The sequence below is a fragment of the Streptomyces sp. NPDC004561 genome (genome assembly GCF_053602155.1).
Map to the genome: position 1 here is coordinate 1 of NZ_JBSGDB010000137.1, position 19,958 is coordinate 19,958.

Annotated in this window: 19 protein-coding genes and 2 pseudogenes; 9 read left to right on the plus strand and 12 right to left on the minus strand. The window is 71.8% G+C overall.

Annotated elements, in window-relative coordinates:
• Positions 1-61 precede the first annotated feature (61 nt).
• Positions 62-1,090, minus strand: a complete 1,029-nt coding sequence (locus ACWEN3_RS19520) for a methyltransferase (protein WP_452972276.1) — start codon at positions 1,088-1,090, stop codon at positions 62-64.
• Positions 1,091-1,149: 59 nt separating this feature from the next.
• Complete coding sequence (locus ACWEN3_RS19525; RefSeq protein WP_452972279.1) at positions 1,150-2,259, minus strand: right-handed parallel beta-helix repeat-containing protein; 1,110 nt, start codon at positions 2,257-2,259, stop codon at positions 1,150-1,152.
• A 248-nt stretch (positions 2,260-2,507) separates the two neighbouring features.
• On the opposite strand from ACWEN3_RS19525, the gene ACWEN3_RS19530 reads away from it, so the two are divergent.
• Genes ACWEN3_RS19530 through ACWEN3_RS19540 form a run of 3 tightly spaced genes read left to right on the plus strand, consistent with a single transcriptional unit; the run spans position 2,508 to position 5,120 of the window.
• The gene (locus ACWEN3_RS19530; RefSeq protein WP_452972282.1) at positions 2,508-3,173 is read left to right on the plus strand and encodes a rhomboid-like protein; all 666 of its coding nucleotides are present in this window, start codon (positions 2,508-2,510) and stop codon (positions 3,171-3,173) included.
• A gap of 10 nt (positions 3,174-3,183) precedes the next feature.
• Positions 3,184-4,590 (plus strand): NAD(P)/FAD-dependent oxidoreductase, encoded by a 1,407-nt coding sequence (locus ACWEN3_RS19535; protein WP_452972284.1) that lies wholly within the window; start codon positions 3,184-3,186, stop codon positions 4,588-4,590.
• Between the two features lie 50 nt (positions 4,591-4,640).
• The gene (locus ACWEN3_RS19540) at positions 4,641-5,120 is read left to right on the plus strand and encodes an N-acetyltransferase family protein (protein WP_452972287.1); all 480 of its coding nucleotides are present in this window, start codon (positions 4,641-4,643) and stop codon (positions 5,118-5,120) included.
• Here the strand turns inward: ACWEN3_RS19540 and ACWEN3_RS19545 are convergent.
• Positions 5,109-6,614 carry an MFS transporter gene (locus ACWEN3_RS19545; RefSeq protein ID WP_452972289.1) on the minus strand — a complete coding sequence of 502 codons (1,506 nt, stop codon included), beginning with the start codon at positions 6,612-6,614 and terminating at the stop codon, positions 5,109-5,111. The two genes, ACWEN3_RS19540 and ACWEN3_RS19545, sit on opposite strands and share 12 nt — an antisense overlap.
• Before the next feature lie 92 nt (positions 6,615-6,706).
• Between ACWEN3_RS19545 and ACWEN3_RS19550 the strand changes: the two genes are divergently transcribed.
• Complete coding sequence (locus tag ACWEN3_RS19550) at positions 6,707-7,384, plus strand: pentapeptide repeat-containing protein (RefSeq protein ID WP_452972292.1); 678 nt, start codon at positions 6,707-6,709, stop codon at positions 7,382-7,384.
• Between the two features lie 3 nt (positions 7,385-7,387).
• Here ACWEN3_RS19550 and ACWEN3_RS19555 read toward each other — a convergent pair whose 3' ends face one another.
• Positions 7,388-7,888 (minus strand): hypothetical protein, encoded by a 501-nt coding sequence (locus tag ACWEN3_RS19555; RefSeq protein WP_452972294.1) that lies wholly within the window; start codon positions 7,886-7,888, stop codon positions 7,388-7,390.
• Positions 7,889-7,975: 87 nt separating this feature from the next.
• On the opposite strand from ACWEN3_RS19555, the gene ACWEN3_RS19560 reads away from it, so the two are divergent.
• Entirely contained in the window at positions 7,976-9,367 is a 1,392-nt protein-coding gene (locus ACWEN3_RS19560; RefSeq protein WP_452972296.1) for a M1 family metallopeptidase, read from the plus strand.
• Positions 9,368-9,397: 30 nt separating this feature from the next.
• On the opposite strand, the pseudogene ACWEN3_RS19565 reads toward ACWEN3_RS19560, so the two are convergent.
• Positions 9,398-10,375: pseudogene (locus tag ACWEN3_RS19565) on the minus strand (GNAT family N-acetyltransferase).
• Positions 10,376-10,487: 112 nt separating this feature from the next.
• Positions 10,488-11,063, minus strand: a complete 576-nt coding sequence (locus ACWEN3_RS19570; RefSeq protein WP_452972298.1) for a TerD family protein — start codon at positions 11,061-11,063, stop codon at positions 10,488-10,490.
• Positions 11,064-11,223: 160 nt separating this feature from the next.
• Here ACWEN3_RS19570 and arfB point away from each other — a divergent pair, with 160 nt between their 5' ends.
• Positions 11,224-11,661: an alternative ribosome rescue aminoacyl-tRNA hydrolase ArfB gene (gene arfB, locus ACWEN3_RS19575; protein ID WP_452972300.1), complete on the plus strand. Its 438-nt coding sequence runs from the start codon at positions 11,224-11,226 to the stop codon at positions 11,659-11,661.
• 19 nt (positions 11,662-11,680) lie between these two features.
• Here the strand turns inward: arfB and ACWEN3_RS19580 are convergent, their stop codons facing one another.
• Both ACWEN3_RS19580 and ACWEN3_RS19585 read right to left on the minus strand, forming a co-directional pair.
• Positions 11,681-12,139, minus strand: a complete 459-nt coding sequence (locus ACWEN3_RS19580; protein WP_452972303.1) for a GNAT family N-acetyltransferase — start codon at positions 12,137-12,139, stop codon at positions 11,681-11,683.
• 63 nt (positions 12,140-12,202) lie between these two features.
• Positions 12,203-12,694: a flavin reductase family protein gene (locus ACWEN3_RS19585; RefSeq protein ID WP_452972322.1), complete on the minus strand. Its 492-nt coding sequence runs from the start codon at positions 12,692-12,694 to the stop codon at positions 12,203-12,205.
• Between the two features lie 417 nt (positions 12,695-13,111).
• On the opposite strand from ACWEN3_RS19585, the gene cdgB reads away from it, so the two are divergent.
• Both cdgB and ACWEN3_RS19595 read left to right on the plus strand, forming a co-directional pair.
• On the plus strand, positions 13,112-14,767 hold the full coding sequence (gene cdgB / locus ACWEN3_RS19590) for a diguanylate cyclase CdgB (protein WP_452972305.1): 1,656 nt from the start codon (positions 13,112-13,114) through the stop codon (positions 14,765-14,767).
• A 117-nt stretch (positions 14,768-14,884) separates the two neighbouring features.
• Positions 14,885-15,799, plus strand: a complete 915-nt coding sequence (locus tag ACWEN3_RS19595) for a carbohydrate-binding protein (RefSeq protein WP_452972308.1) — start codon at positions 14,885-14,887, stop codon at positions 15,797-15,799.
• A 640-nt stretch (positions 15,800-16,439) separates the two neighbouring features.
• Here ACWEN3_RS19595 and ACWEN3_RS19600 read toward each other — a convergent pair.
• The 4 genes from ACWEN3_RS19600 to ACWEN3_RS19615 form a co-directional block, all read right to left on the minus strand.
• Positions 16,440-16,796: a peptidase inhibitor family I36 protein gene (locus tag ACWEN3_RS19600; protein ID WP_452972310.1), complete on the minus strand. Its 357-nt coding sequence runs from the start codon at positions 16,794-16,796 to the stop codon at positions 16,440-16,442.
• Positions 16,797-16,930: 134 nt separating this feature from the next.
• Positions 16,931-17,848 (minus strand): 1-phosphofructokinase family hexose kinase, encoded by a 918-nt coding sequence (locus ACWEN3_RS19605; protein WP_452972313.1) that lies wholly within the window; start codon positions 17,846-17,848, stop codon positions 16,931-16,933.
• Between the two features lie 122 nt (positions 17,849-17,970).
• The gene (gene nagA, locus ACWEN3_RS19610; protein WP_452972316.1) at positions 17,971-19,140 is read right to left on the minus strand and encodes an N-acetylglucosamine-6-phosphate deacetylase; all 1,170 of its coding nucleotides are present in this window, start codon (positions 19,138-19,140) and stop codon (positions 17,971-17,973) included.
• Positions 19,140-19,880 carry an ROK family protein gene (locus ACWEN3_RS19615; protein ID WP_452972319.1) on the minus strand — a complete coding sequence of 247 codons (741 nt, stop codon included), beginning with the start codon at positions 19,878-19,880 and terminating at the stop codon, positions 19,140-19,142. The genes nagA and ACWEN3_RS19615 overlap by 1 nt, the downstream gene beginning before the upstream one ends.
• On the opposite strand from ACWEN3_RS19615, the pseudogene ACWEN3_RS19620 reads away from it, so the two are divergent.
• Positions 19,870-19,958: pseudogene (locus ACWEN3_RS19620) on the plus strand (SulP family inorganic anion transporter); the annotation flags it as partial. The gene ACWEN3_RS19615 and the pseudogene ACWEN3_RS19620 overlap by 11 nt on opposite strands.

Here is a 19,958-nt window from a genome sequence, read left to right on the forward strand (position 1 = left end):
ACGCGATGGACGCGGCCGGCTTCCGCGCGCACCGGCACCGATGCGCCGGGCGGGTGCCCGGTCACCCGGGCACGTGGCAGTCGAACGCGTGCAGATAGGGGTTGACCGGCTGGATGCCGTCCACGGTCAGGCCGGCCGAGCCGAGCCGGCCCACCATGCTCTCGGTGGTGTGCTTGGCCCCGCCGACGTTGAGGAGCAGCAGCAGGTCCATGGCGGTGCTGAACCGCATCGAGGGGGTGTCGTCGACGAGGTTCTCGATGACCACGACGCGGGTGCCGGGGCCGCCCGCCTCGACGACGTTGCGCAGCGTGCGCGCCGTGCTCTCGTCGTCCCACTCCAGGATGTTCTTGATGACGTAGACGTCCGCCTGGACCGGGACGGCCTCCCGGACGTCGCCGGGCACGATCCGCGAGCGGTCCGCGAGGTCGCCGCCCGCGCGCAGCCGCGGCAGCGCGTTCTCCACCACGCGGGGCAGGTCCAGCAGACTGCCGTGCATGGCCGGGTACTTGTCCAGCAGGCAGGCCACCACATGTCCCTGGCCGCCGCCGATGTCCGCGACGGACTTGGCCCCGGACAGGTCCAGCAGGGCCGCGACCTCCCGCGCCGACTGCTCGCTGGAGCGGGTCATCGCCCGGTTGAAGACGTCCGCCGACTCGGGGGCGTCCTCGTTGAGGTAGGTGAAGAACTCCTTGCCGTAGAGGCCCTCCACGACGTTCTTCCCGGTGCGCACCGCCTCGTCGAGCCTGGGCCAGGCGGCCCAGGTCCACGGTTCGGTGCACCACAGCGCGATGGCGCGGAGGCTGTTCGGGTCGTCCTCGCGCAGCAGCCGGGACATGTCGGTGTGCGCGAAGGCGCCGTCCGGCTGCTCGGTGAAGACGCCGTAGCAGGTCAGGGCCCGCAGCATCCGGCGCAGCGGCTTGGGTTCGGTCTTCACCGCGGCCGCGAGGTCCTCGGCGGTCATCGGTGTGTCCCCGAGGGCGTCGGGGACGCCCAGCCGGGCGGCGGCCCGTACGGCGGCGGCCAGGGCCGCTCCGAACACGAGCTCGCGCAGTCGCATCGGCGGGGGCGGGGCTGTCTCAGCGGTGGTCATCTGCCGCCTTCTCTCCTTCGTCGGCCTGCGTCTGTCCAGCAGGGGCAGCGGTCTGGCGGTCAGCACAGACCCGCGGGCTTGGAGGCCCGGCAGGCGTTGTGCAGGAAGGTGTTGCCCTTGCCGCGGGTCTCGGTGTTGACGAGGTCCGCGGGGGAGTTGCCGGACAGCATGTTGTCGCTGACCCGGTTGCGGTCACTGGTGACGCCCACGAAGCTCTTGAAGAGCACGATGCCGCCGGACAGCGGGGACCTGCCCGTGTTGCCGGTGACCCGGTTGCCGTGCACCAAGGTCTTCTCGGCGCCGGTCAGGACGATGCCGGAGCCCTGGAGCGCGGGCAGTCGCGGCGTCTTCGGGCAGGACCTGTTGTTCCTGCTGACGTCGTTGGCGGCCACTTCGATGTCGCCGGCCTTGGGCTTGTTCTCGTCGCCGACGACGAACACGCCGGCGCAGTTGCCGGTGATGTAGTTCTCCGCGACGGTGAGGTCGCGCAGCCGCCGTACGGTGACGCCGATCCGGTTGTTCACCAGCCGGTTGCGCTCGATCAGGGTGTGCTTGGTGTCGGTGGCGCCCGCCTCCTCCTTGATGGTGTTGGCGAGGAAGACGCCCGCGTCGCCGTTGCCCGAGGCGTAGTTGGCCATGATGCGCGCGCGCACGGACCGCTCCTGGGCGATGCCCCACACGCCGTTCTTCACGGCCTGGACACCGCGTACGGTCATGGTGTCCGTCGCCATGCCGAACACGCCGGTGCGGCTGAAGCCGGTCACCTTCAGGTCGGCGACGGTGACGCCCTGGACGTTCCTGGTCTTGGTGCCCAGCACGCAGATGCCGTTGCCGCCCTCGGCGCAGCTGACGGAGGCCTTCTTGGCGCCCTTCTTGGCGCCCTTCTTCGCCGGTTTCTTGGTCGACTTCTTCGGGGAGGGCTGAATCACGGTCCTGCCGCCCACGCCGCGCAGGGTGACCCAGGGCGTCCTGATCGTGACGCTCTCCTTGTAGGTGCCCGCGAGCACGAGGACGGTGTCGCCGGGCTGTGCGCGGTTCACCGCCTTCTGGATCGACTCGCCCTGGTGGACCAGGTAGGTCCGGTGGGCGGCCGCCGCGGGGGAGGCGCCCAGTACCGTGCCGACAAGGGTGGCGGCGCACGCGGCGTAAGCGATGTGACATCTCTTCATATCCCGTACGATATGTCCTATTAATTGCTACTCGTCCGGATAGGCCATTAGGCGGCGTGTCAGGCGGCGCGCGACGCCCGGCCGGCGGCAACGGCGTGAACACCCGCGCGTCCCCGGCCCGTCGGTGCGGCTCCCGCAGTCGGAGGAGTTCCCCGGTGGACGCCCGCCCCGCCGCGCCTTTGAATTTCTCCTGAGAAGCGGCCGGCTCACCAGGCATCCCGATCAACCGGCCGACCATACTGGCGGATGTGAACCGGGTCATCCGCTTTCGGCGTGTACTCGGGGCGGTCGCGGCCTATGTCCGCAGCGCCCCGGGCACCTACGTCTGGCTCGCGATCCTGTTCCTCACGACCGTCGCCCTGCACCGCATGTCGCCCGGGTTCGAGCAGCACTTCCTGCGCCGCAGGTCGACCAACATCCACGAGCTGACCCGCGACCCGGTGCGGGTGCTCATCACCAGCGCGATGTGGATCGACAGCGGGCGCTGGCTGCCGTACGCCTTCCTGTACACGGTCTTCCACGCCTCCGCCGAACGCTGGCTGGGCACCGTCCGCTGGCTCGTGGTGTGCGTGGCCGCGCACGTGCTGGCGACCCTCATCAGCGAGGGCCTGCTGCTGAGGGCGGTCCGCGACGGCATGGCCCCGCACTCGGCGGTCAACACCCTCGACATCGGGGTAAGTTACGCGCTGGCCGGGGTCATCGGAGTGCTCACCTACCGGATCGCGACGCCCTGGCGCTACGTCTATCTCGCCGTGGTCCTGCTCGTCTTCGGCCTCCCGCTGGCCGAGACGCCGACCTTCACCGACATCGGGCACTTTCTCTCCGTACTGATCGGACTGGCCTGCTATCCGCTGACCAGAGGCCGCGGAAAAGCATGGAATCCGAAGGAGACACTGGCCGGTCTCAGGGGTTAACGTCCCGGCCATGAGCAGCTCGGCGAGCAGTGTCGTGAACGGTGGCATCTCCTTCTGGTACGCGGACGACGGCCTTCCGGCGGTGCGGGAACCGCTGCCCGGGGACGCCACCGCCGACGTGGTGATCGTCGGCGGCGGCTACACGGGACTGTGGACGGCGTACTACCTGAAGAAGGCCGCCCCCTTCCTGCGCATCACCGTCCTGGAGCAGAAGTTCTGCGGGTACGGTGCCTCCGGCCGCAACGGCGGCTGGCTGTACAACGGCGTCGCGGGCCGCGACCGGTACGCGAGGCTGCACGGCCACGAGGCCGCCGTACGGCTGCAGAAGGCGATGAACGACACCGTGGCCGAGGTGATCGCGGTCGCCGGGGCGGAGGGCATCGACGCCGACGTCCACCACGGCGGCGTCCTCGAAGTGGCCACCACGCCCGCCCAGCTGGCCCGGCTGAAGGCCTTCCACGAGCACGAGCTGTCGTACGGCGAGAAGGACCGCGAACTGTACGGCGCCCGGGAGACGGCCGAGCGGATCCGGATCGCGGACGCCGTCGGCTCCACCTGGACCCCGCACGGGGCCCGGCTGCACCCGGTGAAGCTGGTCAAGGGCCTCGCGGCGGCCGTCGAGGCCCTCGGGGTCACGATCCACGAGTCGACCCCCGTGACGGAGATCCGGCCCAAGCACGCCGTCACCCCCTACGGCACCGTCCGCGCCCCCTACGTCCTGCGCTGCACCGAGGGCTTCACCGCCTCCCTCCGGGGCCAGCGGCGGACCTGGCTGCCGATGAACTCCTCGATGGTCGCCACCGAGCCGCTCACCGGGGAGCAGTGGGCGGCGATCGGCTGGGACGGCCGGGAGACCCTCGGCGACATGGCCCACGCCTACATGTACGCGCAGCGCACCGCCGACGGCCGGATCGCGCTCGGCGGACGCGGGGTGCCGTACCGCTTCGGCTCCCGCACGGACAACGACGGCCGCACCCAGGCGGCGACCGTCGAGGCCCTGCGCGAGATCCTCACCCGCTTCTTCCCGGCCCTCGCCGGGGTCCGGATCGCCCACGCCTGGTCCGGCGTCCTCGGCGTCCCCCGGGACTGGTGCGCCACCGTCACCCTCGACCGCTCCACCGGCCTCGGCTGGGCCGGCGGCTACGTCGGCTCCGGCGTCGCCACCACCAACCTCGCCGCCCGCACCCTGCGCGACCTGGTCCAGCAGGACTCCGGCCAGGGCGGCCGCACCGAGCTGACCGACCTGCCCTGGGTGAACCACAAGGTCCGCAGATGGGAGCCGGAACCCTTCCGCTGGCTGGGCGTCCAGGGCATGTACGCCACCTACCGGGCCGCGGACCAGCGCGAACGCCTCCACCCCGGCATCGGGTCCTCCCGCCTGGCGAGGGTCGCGGACCGGGTGGCCGGACGGCACTGACGCCCCACCGGGCCGGCGGCCGGCCGGGGCCCGGCGGTTAGGCTCCCCGCATGATCCGCACCGCGACCCCCGCCGACGTCCCCGTCATCCACGCCCTCGTCCGCGAGCTGGCCGAGTACGAGAAGGAGCCGCAGGAGGCGAGGGCGAGCGAGGAGCAGCTGCGGGAGGCGCTGTTCGGGGAACGGCCCGCGGTCTTCGCGCACATGGCCGTGGACGACGCGACCGGCGAGGCCGTGGGCTTCGCGCTGTGGTTCCTGAACTTCTCGACCTGGCGCGGGGTCCACGGGATCTACCTGGAGGACCTCTACGTCCGTCCCGGCGTGCGCGGCGGCGGCCACGGCCGGGCGCTGCTGACCGAGCTGGCGCGGATCTGCGTGGCGCGCGGGTACGAGCGGCTGGAGTGGTCGGTGCTCGACTGGAACCGGCCCGCCATCGGGTTCTACGAGGCGCTGGGCGCCCGTCCGCAGGACGAGTGGACGGTGTACCGGCTCACCGACGGGGCGCTGGCCGCGCTGGGCTCAGCCCACTGACTCCGCCACCGGCGCCTGCGCCGGCGTCCCGTGCTTCGGGGCCCGCGCCGTCACCATGAGGCCCGCGACCAGGCCGGCCAGGAGCATCACGCCGGCGGCCCAGCCGATGGCGACCGTGTAGCCGTGCACCACGCCCGCCGGGACCACCGCGGCCTTCTGGGCGGGGCTGTGCAGATGGGCGGTGATGTAGGCGGCGCTGCTGGTGGTGGCGATGGTGTTGAGCAGGGCCGTGCCGATCGAACCGCCCACCTGCTGGGAGGTGTTGACGGTCGCGGAGGTGACGCCGGAGTCGCGCGGGGCGACCCCGGAGGTGGCCGTGGCGAACACCGGCATGAAGGTCAGGCCCATGCCGAGACCCATCAGCAGCAGGGCGGGCAGGATCTCCCCGGTGTAGGAGGAGTGCACGGTCATCCGGGTCAGCAGCAGCAGGCCGCCCGCCGCCAGCACCATGCCGGGGACCATCAGCATCCGCGGGGGCACGTGCTGCAGCAGGCGCGCGGAGATCTGGGTGGAGCCGACGATGATCGCGGCCGTCAGCGGCAGGAAGGCCAGGCCCGCCTTGACCGGCGAGTAGCCGAGGATGACCTGGAGGTAGTAGGTCATGAACAGGAACAGCCCGAACATGCCGATCACGGCGAGCAGCATCGTCAGGAAGCAGCCCGCCCGGTTGCGGTCCCGGACGATGTGCAGCGGCAGCAGCGGGCTCGGGGCGCGGTGCTGCCACCACACGAACACCGCGAGCAGCAGCACGCCGGACGCGAACAGGGCGAGGACCAGCGGGTCGGTCCAGCCGCGCGGTTCGGCCTCGCTGAAGCCGTAGACGATCGCCACCAGGCCGCCGCAGCCGAGCACCGCGCCGGGCACGTCGAGCCGGACCTCGCCGTGCCCCGGGCGGTCGTGCAGCAGGGCCAGGGCGCCGAAGACCGCGAGGACGGCGATGGGCACGTTGACGTACAGGCACCAGCGCCAGTCGAGGTACTCGGTGAGCACGCCGCCGACGATGAACCCGATCGCCGAGCCGCTGCCGGCGAGGGCGCCGTAGACGCCGAAGGCCTTGCCGCGCTCACGGGGATCGGTGAACGTCGTGGTCAGCAGGGAGAGCGCGGACGGCGCGAGGAGGGCCGCGAAGGCGCCCTGGAGCGCGCGGGCGCCGAAGAGCATCCCGGAGCTGGTGGCGGCGCCGCCGAACGCGGAGGCGGCGGCGAAGCCGACCAGCCCGACGACGAAGGTGCGTTTGCGGCCGACGAGGTCGGCGATCCGGCCGCCCAGCAGGAGCAGCCCGCCGAAGGCGAGCGTGTAGGCGGTGATCACCCACTGCCGGTTGCCGTCGGACATGTGCAGGGCGCGCTGGGCGGAGGGGAGTGCGATGTTCACGATCGTCGCGTCCAGCACCACCATCAACTGGGCCAGGGCGATCACCACCAGGGCCCACCAGCGGTGCGGATCGGTTCCCTCCGGGGCCGCCCCGGACTCACCCGTTCGGCCGATACTCATCCGACCAGAAGACCACGAAACGGGATGTACCGCATCCGGGTCCCTTCCCGGCCGCTCGGGTGAATGTCAGTGGCGGGGTGCAGCATGGGCCCATGGCGAGGAGAGCGACGGGCACGGGCGGGAACCGGGTGAAGGGCGCGCGACGGCCGGAGCTGCGGCTGCCGCCCCTGGAGCCGTGGACGGGGGAGCTGGAGCCCGACGGCGACTACGACGGGCTGGAGTTCCGGGACGCGGACCTGACCGGGCAGGACGGGGCCGGCGCCCGGTTCATGGACTGCGCGCTGACGGGCTGCGCGGCCGACGAGGTCCGGCTGCACCACGCCCGCGTCCTCGACACCGTCCTCACCGGCCTGCGCGGGGTCGGCACCGATCTCGCCGAGGCCACGCTGCGCGACGTCGAGCTGGTCGACCCGCGCCTCGGCGGCACCCAGCTGCACGGCGCCGTCCTGGAGCGGGTCGTCGTCCGCGGCGGCAAGATCGACTACCTCAATCTGCGCATGGCCCGCCTCCGGGACGTCGTCTTCGAGTCCTGCGTCCTGGTCGAGCCGGACTTCGGGGGCGCCCGTCTGGAGCGGGTGGAGTTCGTGGACTGCGCCGTGAAGGGCGCGGACTTCGGCGGGGCGACCCTGACGGACGTGGACCTGCGTGGCGCCGCGCCCCTGGAGATCACCCGTGGGCTGGACCGGCTGTCCGGCGCGGTGATCAGCACGGGCCAGCTGCTGGACCTGGCCCCGGCGCTGGCGGCGGCCCTGGGGATCCGGGTGGAGTAGGGCCTACGCCACCCGGGGGAAGCGGGCCTGCAGGGTCCAGATCGCCGGGTTCTCCCCCAGGTCCTCGTGGAGGTCCGTCAGGTCGGCGATCAGATCCTGCAGGAAGTCGCGGGCCTCGCGGCGGAGTTCGGCGTGCGAGAAGGACAGCGGGGACTCCTCGGCGGGCAGCCAGTCGGCGGTGATGTCGACCCAGCCGAAGCGGCGCTCGAAGAGCATCCGGTCGGTGGACTCGGTGAAGTCCAGCTCCGCCCGCTGCGGCCGGGCGGCGCGGGAGCCCATCGGGTCCCGGTCCAGCCGCTCCACGATGTCGCACAGCGCCCACGCGAAGTCCAGCACCGGCACCCATCCCCAGGCTGTGGACAGTTCCCGGTCCGTCTTGGTGTCCGCGAGGTAGACGTCCCCGCTGAACAGGTCGTGCCGCAGCGCGTGGACGTCCGCACGGCGGTAGTCGGTCTGCGGCGGGTCCGGGAACCGGTTGGAGAGGGCGTAGCCGATGTCGAGCACCCGCAGATGGTGTCACGCCGCCAGGGCGACCCCGGCATCCCGGCCCGGGCAGCGGCCGCTGCACCACCCGCCCCTAAGATCGCTGACATGTCCAGACCCGTGCGCCTTGTGCCGGCCGCCGCGGCCGTGCTGGCCCTCGCCCTGACCGGGACCGCGTGCAGGGGCGGGGTCCACGGCACCCCGGGCGGCTCCGGCGTACGCGACCCGTACTTCCCGAAGGCGGGCAACGGCGGCTACGACGTCGGCCACTACGACCTCACCCTCGACTACACCCCCGCCACCCGCCGTCTGACCGCCACCGCGGTCATCACCGCCCGCGCCACCAAGGACCTGTCCGCCTTCGATCTGGACCTGTCCGGGCTGCACGTCGACTCGGTCACCGTCGAGGGCCGGGACGCCCGCTTCAACCGCGCGGGACAGGAACTCACCGTCCGCCCGCACGACGACCTGCGCAAGGGCCAGACGTTCCGCACGACCGTCCGCTACTCGGGCACCCCGCACACCGTCACCGACCCCGACGGCTCCGCGGAGGGCTGGCTGCCCACCGCCGACGGCGCCCTCGGCCTCGGCGAGCCCGTCGGCTCCATGGCCTGGTTCCCCGGCAACCACCACCCCTCCGACAAGGCGACCTACGACATCGCCGTCACCGTCCCCCAGGGCATCCAGGCCATCTCCAACGGCGAGTTGACGGGCCAGTCCACCCGCGGCGGCCGCACCACCTACCGCTGGCACACCGCCCAGCCGATGGCGAGCTACGTCGCCACGGTCGCCATAGGGCACTTCGACATCACCCGCAGCAAGGGCCCGGGCGGGCTGCCCGTGCTGACCGCCGTCGACCCCACCCAGGCCGCGGCGAGCGCGAAGGTCCTCGCGCAGCTCCCCGACATCGTCAAGTGGGAGGAGGACACCTTCGGGCCCTACCCGTTCTCCTCCGTCGGCGCGATCGTCGACCGCCCGGAAGACGCCGGCTACGCCCTGGAGACCCAGAACCGGCCCGTCATCCCCGGCGCCCCCGAGACCGGCACCCTCGTGCACGAACTCGCCCACCAGTGGTACGGCGACTCGGTCACCCCCAGGTCCTGGCGCGACATGTGGCTCAACGAGGGCTTCGCCACCTACGCGCAGTGGCTGTGGCAGGAGGACCACGGCGGCGACAGCGCCCAGAAGACCTTCATGGACTACTACAACGGCGACAACGACGCCGTCTGGGCCTACCCGCCCGCGACCCCGTCGGGCGCCGCACACATCTCCGACTCCCCGGTCTACGAGCGCGGCGCGATGGTCCTGCACAAGATCCGGCAGAAGGTGGGCGACAAGGCCTTCTTCGCCCTCGTCCGCGCCTGGGCGGCCGCCCACCGCTACGGCAACGCGGACACCGCCGACTTCACCGCCTTCGTCGAGAAGCAGAACCCCGGCCAGGACTTCACCGAGATCTGGAAGGACTGGCTGTACGGGGACGGCAAGCCGAAGCACCCCTGAGGCGCCCTCCCCGCGCCGGCCGGTGCGCGGTCAGGCGGGGGAGTCGGCGTTACCGGTGCGCCCGGTGCTCGCCTCCCACGCGTCCAGCAGCCGGGCGAGATCCGGCGGCCACACCGGCTCCGGCTCCTCGGCCAGCTCCCGCCTGGACCACCACCGCCCGGTGAGGATGCCGTCGGCCGCGTGCGCGGCGGCGAGCCGGGGGCCGGCCGGGTCCCGGCGCGGGCCACGGGTGACGTACACGTGCTCGTGCCGGCGGACCGGGATGTCCGTGTGGGTGAAGTCGTGTTCCCAGGTGCACAGCGGGGGGCCCGGCTCCAGGTCGGTCCAGCCGGTCTCCTCGGCCAGTTCGCGCACGGCGCCCTCGCGGGTGCTCTCGCCGGCCTCCAGGCCGCCGCCGGGCAGGGCCCAGTGGATGCCGACCTCGTCGTTGTCCTACCGGAAGAGGAACACCGCGCCCTCCGGGTCCACGACGGCGATCCGGGCCGCCCGCCGGGGGGTGCGCAGCACCTTGCGCAGCACGGCACAGGGCCGGCCGAGGGCACGGTCGGGGCGGTGGTCCAGGACCGTGTAGCCGAGGGCGGTCCAGAAGGCCAGCCCCTTGGGGTTGTTCTCGAGGACGGCGAGCCGTACGGCCCGGCGGCCCCGCGCGCGGAAACGGTCCTCGACGAGTTCCGCGAACGTGCGGCCGTGTCCCTTGCCGTGCTCGGCCGCGTGCACCATCAGCAGCCCGATCCACGGGTCCGGGTCGGCGGGGTCGGGATGGTGGGCGAGGGTGGTCGCGAGTCCGACGAGCCGCCCCTCCTCGGTGCGGGCGGCCAGCACCTCGGCACCGGGCACGGCCAGGTCCTCGGCCAGCGTCCGCGCGACCTGCTCGGGCCGTACGTCGTCCGGGTCGGGGAAGTCGCCGCTGAGCCGGTGGAACTCGCGGTTGGACACGTAGAGCGCGGTGAGTTCGGTCAGCAGCGGGGCCGGGATGTCCTGGCCGGGGGAGAGTGGCTCGAGGATCACGGGGGCAACCTATCCCGCGGACCGGCCGCCCTTCCCGGCATTTCCCGTCCGGGAGGCGAAGGCCCCGGGCCGCGCACGGGCGCCGGGGCCTTCGCCCGCCGGGGAGCGGATGTCAGACGTTCACGCCGAAGTCCTGGGCGATGCCCACCAGGCCCGAGGCGTAACCCTGGCCCACCGCGCGGAACTTCCACTCCGCGCCGTTGCGGTACAGCTCGCCGAAGACCATGGCCGTCTCGGTGGCGGCGTCCTCCGACAGGTCGTAGCGGGCGATCTCGGCGCCGCCGGCCTGGTTGACGATGCGGATGTAGGCGTTGCGGACCTGGCCGAAGTTCTGGCCGCGGTTCTCGGCGTCGTAGATGGAGACCGGGAAGACGACCTTGTCGATGTCGGCCGGGAGCGCGGCCAGGTTGACGTTGATCGCCTCGTCGTCGCCCTCGCCCTGGCCGGTGGTGTTGTCACCCGTGTGGACGATGGAGTTGTCCGGGGTCTGCTTGTTGTTGAAGAAGACGAAGTGGGCGTCCGAGTAGACCTTGCCCTGCCCGTTGACCGCGATGGCCGAGGCGTCGAGGTCGAAGTCCGTGCCGGTGGTGGTGCGGACGTCCCAGCCGAGGCCCACGGTGACAGCGGTCAGGCCCGGAGCCTCCTTGGTCAGCGAGACGTTGCCACCCTTGGACAGGCTTACAGCCATGTTGGGAGTCCTTCCTGGATGTCCCTGCATCTGCGATGTGTGCGGACGAAGCTACCTTCACCGGGAAGAACGTCGAGGGGGGTCCCGCCGGTTCCGTATCCCTTTACCTTTTTTACCGAGCCGGAAATCCGGATGACGTGGACCGGGTGCGACCGGGAACATGGAAGGCATGTCCGGTCCCTACATCGTCCGCGGCTCCGTCTCGCTCCCCGAGGCCGAGCTGATGTGGCGTTTCTCCAGGTCGTCCGGGCCCGGCGGGCAGCACGTCAACACCAGCGACTCGCAGGTGGAACTGCGCTTCGACCTCGCGAGCACCGAGGCGCTCCCGCCGGTGTGGAAGGAGCGGGCACTGCAGCGGCTGGCCGGCCGGCTCGTCGACGGGGTGCTGTCCGTACGGGCCTCCGAGCACCGCTCCCAGTGGCGCAACCGCGAGGCCGCCGCCGTACGTCTCGCCGCCCTCCTCGCGGAGGCCACCGCGCCCCCGCCCAAGCCCCGCAGACCCACCCGCATCCCGCGCGGCATCAACGAACGCCGGCTGCGGGAGAAGAAGCAGCGCGCGCAGACCAAGCGCGGCCGCTCGGGCCGGGACTGGGGCTAGTGCCGCGACCGCGGCGCCGCTACAGCTCCAGCACCCCCACCGTCTGGCCGCCGCTCGTCTCACCGTTCTTGTGGAAGCCCAGGCGGAGGTAGAAGTCCTCGGGGCCGTCCGGGCCCGGATGCCAGGTGACGTAGAGCTCCTCGCCGCCGCGGCGGCGGATCTCGGCGGCGACCGACTCGACGGCGAACCGGCCGTGGCCCCGCCCCTGTTCTTCCGCGGCGATGTTCAGCCGCCACAGCCCCGAGCGGCGCACGCCGCCGTCGCCGTACCAGTCGATGCCGAGGAAGGCCATCAGAAAGCCGACCGGGCGGTCGCCGTCGACGATCAGCCGGGGCCACGCGACGCCGGCGGGATGGACGTACGCCTCGGCGAGGGAATGCGCCACGGGCTCGACCGCGTGTTCCTGGTCCGGCCGAATGCGAATACCGAGTGCGGCCTCGAAATTCCGGGGCGTTACTTCTTCCAGTCGCAGTGTCATCCGGGCACGGTAGACGCGCCGTTGACCACCGGGCCACGGGATATCCGCGGGGCGCCGCCCGGCTCAGCCCAACTGCCGGTACCTGCCGCGGAAGTACAGCAGCGGACCGCCCTCCGCGCTCGGGACCTGCGCGGTCAGCACGCGGCCGACGACCAGGGTGTGGTCCCCGGCGGCCACCCGCTGCTCGGTCCTGCACTCCAGGGTGGCCAGCGCGCCGCCCACCAGCGGGGCACCGGTGGCCTCGCCGCGGACGTAGGGGATGTCCTCGAAGAGGAGCCGGTCGCTGATGCGTCCCTTCATGGCGAAGCGGCCCGCGATGTGCCGCTGGCTCTCGGCGAGCACCGACACCGCCCACAGCGGCTGCTCGATGAGCAGGTCGTCCATGCGGGCGCCCTCGCGCAGGCTGACCAGGACCAGCGGCGGGTCGAGGGAGACCGACATGAAGGCGGTCGCGGTCATGCCGACGTCCTCCACACCCGGCGAGGCCGGGTCGTCCGGGTCGAGCGGCGGTTCCTGCGCGGTGACCAGGACCACGCCCGCGGCCAGCCGGGACATCGCGGCCCGGAACTCGTCGTTGCTCACCCCCTCAGCATGCCCGGAAGCGGCGAGGGCGAGGGGGGAAGGCGTCTTCAGCACGCGGGAAACGCTAGTCTCCGCCTCGCGCGGGCCGCATCGGGCCTCCGGCCGAGCCCGGTCCTAGGACCAGAGGACGACCACTGAGGCATGATGTGCGCAGACCCACAAAGTTTGCGTTCGGTAAACGCACAGAGAAAACGCGGAAACTCCACTCAATTGTTCACGTTCTCCTGTGACTTGAGTCACAAGGGACAGGAATTGTTGACCCTGTGTACCGAGTGGGCAGCGCGCTGTGATTCAGTGGCGGGGAAGCCGCGACAGCACCTTAAGAGCCATTGTCGAGAAGCGCCGAAGACAACCCTTGATTCGCTGCGAGGTCTCGGGGGGAGGGCGAGCATGGAGACCGAGTCGGAGCCCTACGTCCGCCTTGCGTCCCTGCGACAGCTGCACCAGGTCATGGCCGACATGAACACGGCCCGCAGCCTGGCGGACACACTGCAGACGGTCGCCGACGGCGCCGTGAGCGCCCTCGGGTACGAGATGGCGTGCGTGAACCTCGTACGCCAGGACGGCGATCTCGTGGTCGCCGCGTTCTCCGGCAACTCCGCCGCCGAGGCCCTGATCACCGGCCGGGTCGGCTCCCGCGAGTCCTGGGAGCGGCGGCTCAACATGGGCGAGCGCTGGGGCGACCTGGTGTTCATACCGCACACCGAGGGCTGGGTCCTCGACGACGACGACGTACCCCAGTGGTACACGGACGGTCCCGCGCCGCGCTTCGAGGACGAGTGGCACCCCTCGGACCGCCTCTTCGCCCCCATGTACACCCCGGGCGTGCAGGGCGGCTCCTCCGGCGAACTGCTCGGGGTCGTCTCCGTCGACCGGCCGCGCAACGGCCGCCGGCCCGGAGCCTGGGGCCGCGAGGCCCTGCAGATGTACGCCTTCCAGGCCGCCATCGCGATCAGCAACGCGCGGCTGCGCGCCAACATGCAGCGCGCCCTGGTCCGCCTGGAGCGCGAGCAGCAGGCGCTGCGGGCGAGCGAGGAGAGCTTCCGGCAGGCCTTCGAGTACGCGCCCTCCGGCATGGCCATAGCCGAGATGGGCGGCGACCAGCACGGCCGCATCCTGCGCACCAACGACGCCCTGTGCCGCCTCCTGGGCCGCCCCGCCTCCGCGATGCGCCGCTACGCCTTCTCCGACCTGGTCCACCCCGAGGACATCGGCACCCTGCTCCGGACCTCCGCCGAGGGCGGCCGCGCGGAACTCCGCCTGGGCCGCAGGGACGGCAGCTACGTCTGGGTGTCGCTGCGCAACTCCGTCGTCGCCGACGCCGCCGACGGCCCGCGCTTCCTGCTCACCCACGTCGAGGACATTGAGGAGCGCAAGCGCCGCGAGCTGCACCTCGCCCACCGCGCCTCGCACGACTCCCTCACCGGGCTGCCGAACTCCGCCGAGCTGCGCTCGCGCCTGTCGGCCCGGCTGTGCCAGCGCCCGACCCAGCCCGGCGCCCTGGAGTCCCTGGACGCGGCCTACGGCCACCCCGCCTTCGACGCCCCGGCCGGGCACGGCTTCGACTTCGTGCCGGGCGTGGAGGCGTTCGACGGCTACGACCACCATGTGCACACCGTCGCCCCCGAGGACGGGCGGGACGACGGCGCCAAGGGCCTCGCGGTCCTCTTCTGCGACCTCGACGGCTTCAAGTCGATCAACGACCGGTTCGGGCACAACGCGGGCGACGCCGTCCTCATCGAGGTGGCCCGGCGCCTGTCCCAGGGCGTGCGCGACGGGGACACGGTGGCCCGGCTCGGCGGCGACGAGTTCGTGATCCTCGCCAACGGCCTCGGCCGGGCCGACGCCCAGGACCTCGCCGTACGGCTGCGCAACGAGATCATCCAGCCGATCCGGGCCGAGGGCCGGGCCGTCCGGGTGGGCGCGAGCTTCGGTATCGGCTGGGCACACTGCGGTATGACCGCGGACGAAGTGTTGAAGTCAGCCGACGAACGGATGTACGTAGAGAAACGATCTCGTCCCAAACAGCACCGACGCGCCGGATGAGCCGCAGGTCAGTGAGCTGATGCGGTCCGAGTCACCCGTTTGGGCCAGCAAGAGCGGGTAGGCTCGCCATTCCAACCCGTATCGCATCCGCCCGCACCTGTTGAGGAGTACCAAGGGATGACGCCCGGCGACAACGGCGCGAGCACGCCCGAGGACGAGGACCCGTTCGGCTACCTGTACGCAGACGGCCAGGCCAGAGGGGCCCAGCCGCCGTCCGGCGGTTACGGCTACCCGAACTCGGTCAGCAGGGTGCGCACGGTCGGCGAGCGCCAGTACGGCCAGCCGACGGTGCCGCAGCAGCAGGGCGTCTACAGCCAGCCGAATGCCTACTACCAGGCCCCCGAGACCCTGCCCGGCGGCGCCCCGACCGGCCGCCAGCCGTCCCACCAGGCCGGCCCCGGCCGCCGTGGCCCGAACACCAAGGGCCTGCTGATCGGCGCCATCGCGGTGGTCGCGGCGGTCGTCATCGGCATCAGCGTGGCCATGATCAACGGCAGCTCGGGCGACGACAAGAAGAACCAGGCCGGCAGCACCCCCACCCAGTCCCAGAGCAGCGACCCGAGCCCGTCGAACAGCAGCTCGGCGCCGTCGGGTGAACTGCCGAAGATCGACGGCTCGAACAGCGGCCTCCAGCTCGCGGGTGGTGCCGCCGTCACGGGGGGCGTCCCCGGAGCGCGGTCCGCGGACGCCAAGTACGTGGGCGGCCTCAACCAGACCGGCGCCTCGATCACCTGGACCGTCAACGGCATCCCCGAGTCCGGCAAGTACAGCGTCTACGTCGGTTACAGCGTTCCCGGCAAGGACGCCACCGCCACCCTCACGGTCAACGGCGCGGCTTCCGACAGGCCCGTAGGCCTGAAGAACTGGGCGAACGCCGCGCAGGGCGACTACCAGAAGGGCTGGACGAAGACGTACAACTGGATCCAGCTCAACAAGGGCGCGAACACCATCAAGCTCTCGTGCGAGCAGGGCAACCAGTGCGACGCTCTCGTCGACCAGCTGTGGCTGGTGAAGGGCTGGGTCAACGGCTGAGCCCCAAACCGGTGTGGCGACCTCGGCAGCCACCGAGATCGCCACACCCTCTGCTCAGATGCGTCCGCCTTCGACGCAGAGGACGGCCACCCAACCCGTCCTTCCGTTCCACTTCACCTTGACCCAGTCATTGCCCGAAGGGCCCCCGGACCAGCACTTGTATGAGCCGCCGTTGTTGTCCCGCGTGCACGGGGTCGTGGTGCAAGGAATCCTGGCATCAGGATCGGTAACCGAGTGGAGCACGGTCGACGAGCTGCTGGCAGCGCTTCGGATACTGAAGTGGTGGCCATCCTGCATCCAGACTCCCGCCTGATCGGCCGACGCCGTGGAACTCATGGAGATGACGAGTCCCATCGAGGCCAAACCGAGAGCCGCGAGTTGCTTGATGGCCGGTGATGTGCGCATGTGTTCCCCCAGCGAGAATTAGATCTTTGGTCGCTGGCGATCATATGTTCTAGAGGATGGCGTGCGTCGGTCGTCGGCCGTGATCGGTCGGCTCGTAAGCCCTCGAGTGGCCCGTGTCCGTCGAGCGTGTGCGGGGCAGTTCACGCCGCCGGTCATCCGTCGTCGCTCTGGGCTGCCGGCAAACCCGGCGAACGTTCTCGGCCGAACTGCCGTCACCGGTACGAAGGCCGCGGGGCTAACCCCCGTAGACCTCGATCCCCGTGGCGGTGGAATGGGTGTTGTCCGAGTAGGTGCCCGGCTTCAGGGTGAGCAGCTTGGTGCCGACGGCGCAGCCGGTGCCCGGGGTGATGTGCCAGAACACGATGCGGTAGGACGTCTGGTTCGAGACGGACCGGGCGTCGTTGAACGGGTAGCAGCCGGGCGACACCGAGAGGACGGTCCTGGTGCCGGTCCTGTTCGTCCCCGACCATCCGCAGACCTTGCCCTTCGGGCAGGTGTTGGGATCGGCCGCCGCAGCCGGTGTGGCGAAGGCGCCGGCCAGCAACGCGCCGGCCACGGCCACCGTCGTCAGGCTTTTCTTGAACACGCTCATATGAGGTTCCCCCACATATCTTTCACTACTGGTCGATGTAGTGAACGGGTGATCATCTAACCATCCGATCACCCGGTCGAGATGGGGAGAGGGCGTTTTCCGGCCAAACCGCTGGGCGGTATCCGGCACATCCGTCACGCCGCCGTCACCGACACCCGCGCCAGGAGCTTCTCGTAGGCCGCGTGGTCGAACTCGCCCGCCGCGGGTGCCCGGACCGTTGCCGCCGAGAGGGCGATCGCCCGGGAGAGGCGGTCCGGCCAGGGGAGTTGGGTCACCACGCCGGAGAGCAGCGCCGCGACCGCCGAGTCGCCCGCGCCCGTCGGGTTGCCGTGGACGCGGGTGGGCGGGGTGGCGCGCCAGCGGCCCTCGGGGGTGACGGCCAGCAGGCCCTCCGCGCCCAGGGAGGCCACCACCGCGTGCGCACCGCGCCGCCGGGCGTCCTGGGTGGCGCGCAACGGCTCGTGGGAGCCGGTCAGTTCGGCCAGCTCGTCGGCGTTCGGCTTGATGAGGTCGGGCCGGGCGGCCACCCCCCGCCGCAGCGGCTCGCCGCTTGTGTCGAGGAGCACCGGCACGCCGAGCGCGCGGGCCATGCGTATCAGGCCCGCGTACGCCCCCACCGGCACCCCCGGCGGCAGGCTGCCGCACAGGGCCACCGCCGAGGCGCCGGCCAGCAGTTCCGTGTACCGGTCCAGGAAGGCGCCCCACTCGGTGGGGACTATCTGCGGACCGGGCTCGTTCAACTGGGTCGTGTCACCCGACAGTTCGTCGACGACGGCGATCGTGCGCCGGGTCGGTCCGGCCACCGGGACCAGCGCGTCCGTCAGCCCGGACGTGCCGGCCAGCCGGTCGCGCACCGCGCGCCCGGTCGCGCCGCCCGCGAACCCCGTGACCGTCACCTCGTGCCCGAGCGCGGCCAGCACCCGGCCCACGTTCACGCCCTTGCCGCCCGGTCGCTCGATGACGTCCGAGACGCGGTGCGAGGCGTGCGGCCGCAGCGACCGCACGCGATAGGTGATGTCGAGAGCGGTGTTCAGCGTGACCGTGAGGATCACCCGTGCCGACCTCCCTCGAAGTTCATGTGCCCGTCATCGGTTTCCGGGGCCTCGATCATGCCAAAGAGACGGCGGCCGGCCCAGTCACGGGTCGGCCGCCGTCGCGGGAAAAGGGGGGCGTATCAGGCCAGTTGGGGAGCCACCACCCACTCGCCCCGGCGCATCACGCCCCTGATGTCGAAGTTCTGGTCCAGCAGGACCAGGTCGGCGTCCTTGCCCGGCTCCAGGGAGCCGACGCGGTCGGACAGGCCGAGCAGCCGGGCCGGGTTGGCGGACAGGGCCTTGACGGCGTCCTCCACGGACAGCCGGTCGACGGTCACCGCCCGCTTGAACGCGCGGTCCAGGGTGAGCGTCGAGCCCGCGATCGAGCCGCCCTCCACCAGCCGGGCCACGCCCTCGCTGACCTCCACCTCCAGCGGGCCGAGCATGTAGCGGCCGTCACCGACGCCGGCCGCGTCCATCGCGTCGGTGATGAACGCGACCCGGTCCGCGCCCGCGTGATGGAAGGCCAGCTCCAGCGCGGCGGGATGCAGATGCGTGCCGTCGTTGATCAGCTCGACCGTCACCCGCTCGTCCTCCAGCAGGGCGGCGACCGGGCCGGGGGAGCGATGGCCGAGGGCGGGCATGGCGTTGAAGAGGTGGGTGGCGACCGTGGCGCCCGCGTCGATGGCCTCGACCGTCTGCTCGTACCCGGCGTCGGTGTGCCCGATCGCCGCGATCACACCGTGATCGGCGAGCAGCCGTACGGAGTCGATGCCGCCCGGCAGCTCGGCGGCGAGGGTGATCATCCGCGCCTGCCCGCGTGCCGCGTCGATCAGCTTGCGGACCTCGGCCGGCTCCGGGTGGCGCAGCAGCTTCTCGGAGTGGGCGCCCTTGCGGCACGGCGAGATGAACGGCCCCTCGAAGTGGATCCCGGCGATCTCCCCCTGCTCGGCCAGCTCGCTCAGCAGCCCGGCCTGCCGCACCAGCAGGTCCATCTCGTCGGTGACGGTGGAGGCGACGAGGGTGGTGGTGCCGTGCAGGCGGTGGGTGCGGACGGCGGTGAGCACGTCGTCGGCCGTCCCGGAGAAGGAGGCCCCGCCGCCGCCGTGGTTGTGGATGTCGACGAAGCCGGGGACGAGCCAGTGGCCGGTCACGTCGATCGGTTCGGCGCCGGCCGGGGCGGTCGCGGTGATGTGCCGGCCGTCGATCGCCACCTGGCCGTTCTGCACCGTTCCGGTGGGAAGCACCACGTTCGCACCGGTGAGCACCCGGCTCCCACCCGGAGCTCGACTGTCCCGCTCGTTGGCCATCAGGTGCTTACCTCCGGAGTCGTAGGGGTGGTCGTCAGGAGATCGCGCGCGAGCAGTCCCGCGCCCAGGCAGCCCGCGGTGTCACCGAGGGCGGCGGGGACGATGGACGGCAGCTTCTGGAAGGTGACCCGGCGCCCCACGGCGTTCCGCAGGGGCTGGAACAACACTTCCCCCGCCTCGGCCAGTCCGCCACCGATGATCAGCGTGCGCGGGTCCAGCAGGGTGAGCGCGGTGACCAGTCCGTCGGCGAGGGCGTCCACCGCCTCCTGCCAGACCCGGACGGCGTTCGGGTCGCCGGACGCGACGGCCTCGGCGCAGTCCGCCGCGTCCGCGTCCGGGTTCCCGCGGGCCGCCGCCCATGCCTCGCTGACCGCGGACGCGGAGGCGTACCGCTCCAGGCAGCCGCGCTGCCCGCAGGGGCAGGGGGTGCCGCCGGGGCGTACGACGATGTGGCCGATCTCGCCCGCGAAGCCGTGCGCGCCCGACTCCACCCGGCCGTCGATGCCGATGGCGCCCGCGATGCCGGTGCCGAGCGGCACGAACAGGAACCGGTCGGCGCCCCGGCCCGCGCCGATCCGGCCCTCGGCGAGGCCGCCGGTGCGCACGTCGTGGCCGAGGGCGACGGGCGCCCCGAGCCGCTCGGCGAGCCGGGCGCGCAGGGGCACGTCCTTCCAGCCGAGGTTGGCGGCGTAGACGGCGATGCCGTGCTCCTGGCGTCGGCGGCGAGTACTCGGGTTCATCGCCGACCTGCTCTCCAAGCCCACGATGACCGGCTACATGAACGGCCTGGCGCTGACCATCCTGATCGGCCAGCTGCC

Coding starts and splice junctions, on each gene's coding strand:
- ACWEN3_RS19525 (WP_452972279.1), bottom strand. CDS start 2,259: ATGAAGAGATGTCACATCGCTTACGCCGCGTGCGCCGCCACCCTTGTC.
- arfB (WP_452972300.1), top strand. CDS start 11,224: ATGGAAGGCATGTCCGGTCCCTACATCGTCCGCGGCTCCGTCTCGCTC.
- ACWEN3_RS19585 (WP_452972322.1), bottom strand. CDS start 12,694: ATGTCCCGGCTGGCCGCGGGCGTGGTCCTGGTCACCGCGCAGGAACCG.
- ACWEN3_RS19520 (WP_452972276.1), bottom strand. CDS start 1,090: ATGACCACCGCTGAGACAGCCCCGCCCCCGCCGATGCGACTGCGCGAG.
- ACWEN3_RS19540 (WP_452972287.1), top strand. CDS start 4,641: ATGATCCGCACCGCGACCCCCGCCGACGTCCCCGTCATCCACGCCCTC.
- ACWEN3_RS19560 (WP_452972296.1), top strand. CDS start 7,976: ATGTCCAGACCCGTGCGCCTTGTGCCGGCCGCCGCGGCCGTGCTGGCC.
- ACWEN3_RS19570 (WP_452972298.1), bottom strand. CDS start 11,063: ATGGCTGTAAGCCTGTCCAAGGGTGGCAACGTCTCGCTGACCAAGGAG.
- cdgB (WP_452972305.1), top strand. CDS start 13,112: ATGGAGACCGAGTCGGAGCCCTACGTCCGCCTTGCGTCCCTGCGACAG.
- nagA (WP_452972316.1), bottom strand. CDS start 19,140: ATGGCCAACGAGCGGGACAGTCGAGCTCCGGGTGGGAGCCGGGTGCTC.
- ACWEN3_RS19535 (WP_452972284.1), top strand. CDS start 3,184: ATGAGCAGCTCGGCGAGCAGTGTCGTGAACGGTGGCATCTCCTTCTGG.
- ACWEN3_RS19615 (WP_452972319.1), bottom strand. CDS start 19,880: ATGAACCCGAGTACTCGCCGCCGACGCCAGGAGCACGGCATCGCCGTC.
- ACWEN3_RS19600 (WP_452972310.1), bottom strand. CDS start 16,796: ATGAGCGTGTTCAAGAAAAGCCTGACGACGGTGGCCGTGGCCGGCGCG.
- ACWEN3_RS19580 (WP_452972303.1), bottom strand. CDS start 12,139: ATGACACTGCGACTGGAAGAAGTAACGCCCCGGAATTTCGAGGCCGCA.
- ACWEN3_RS19550 (WP_452972292.1), top strand. CDS start 6,707: ATGGCGAGGAGAGCGACGGGCACGGGCGGGAACCGGGTGAAGGGCGCG.
- ACWEN3_RS19545 (WP_452972289.1), bottom strand. CDS start 6,614: ATGAGTATCGGCCGAACGGGTGAGTCCGGGGCGGCCCCGGAGGGAACC.
- ACWEN3_RS19595 (WP_452972308.1), top strand. CDS start 14,885: ATGACGCCCGGCGACAACGGCGCGAGCACGCCCGAGGACGAGGACCCG.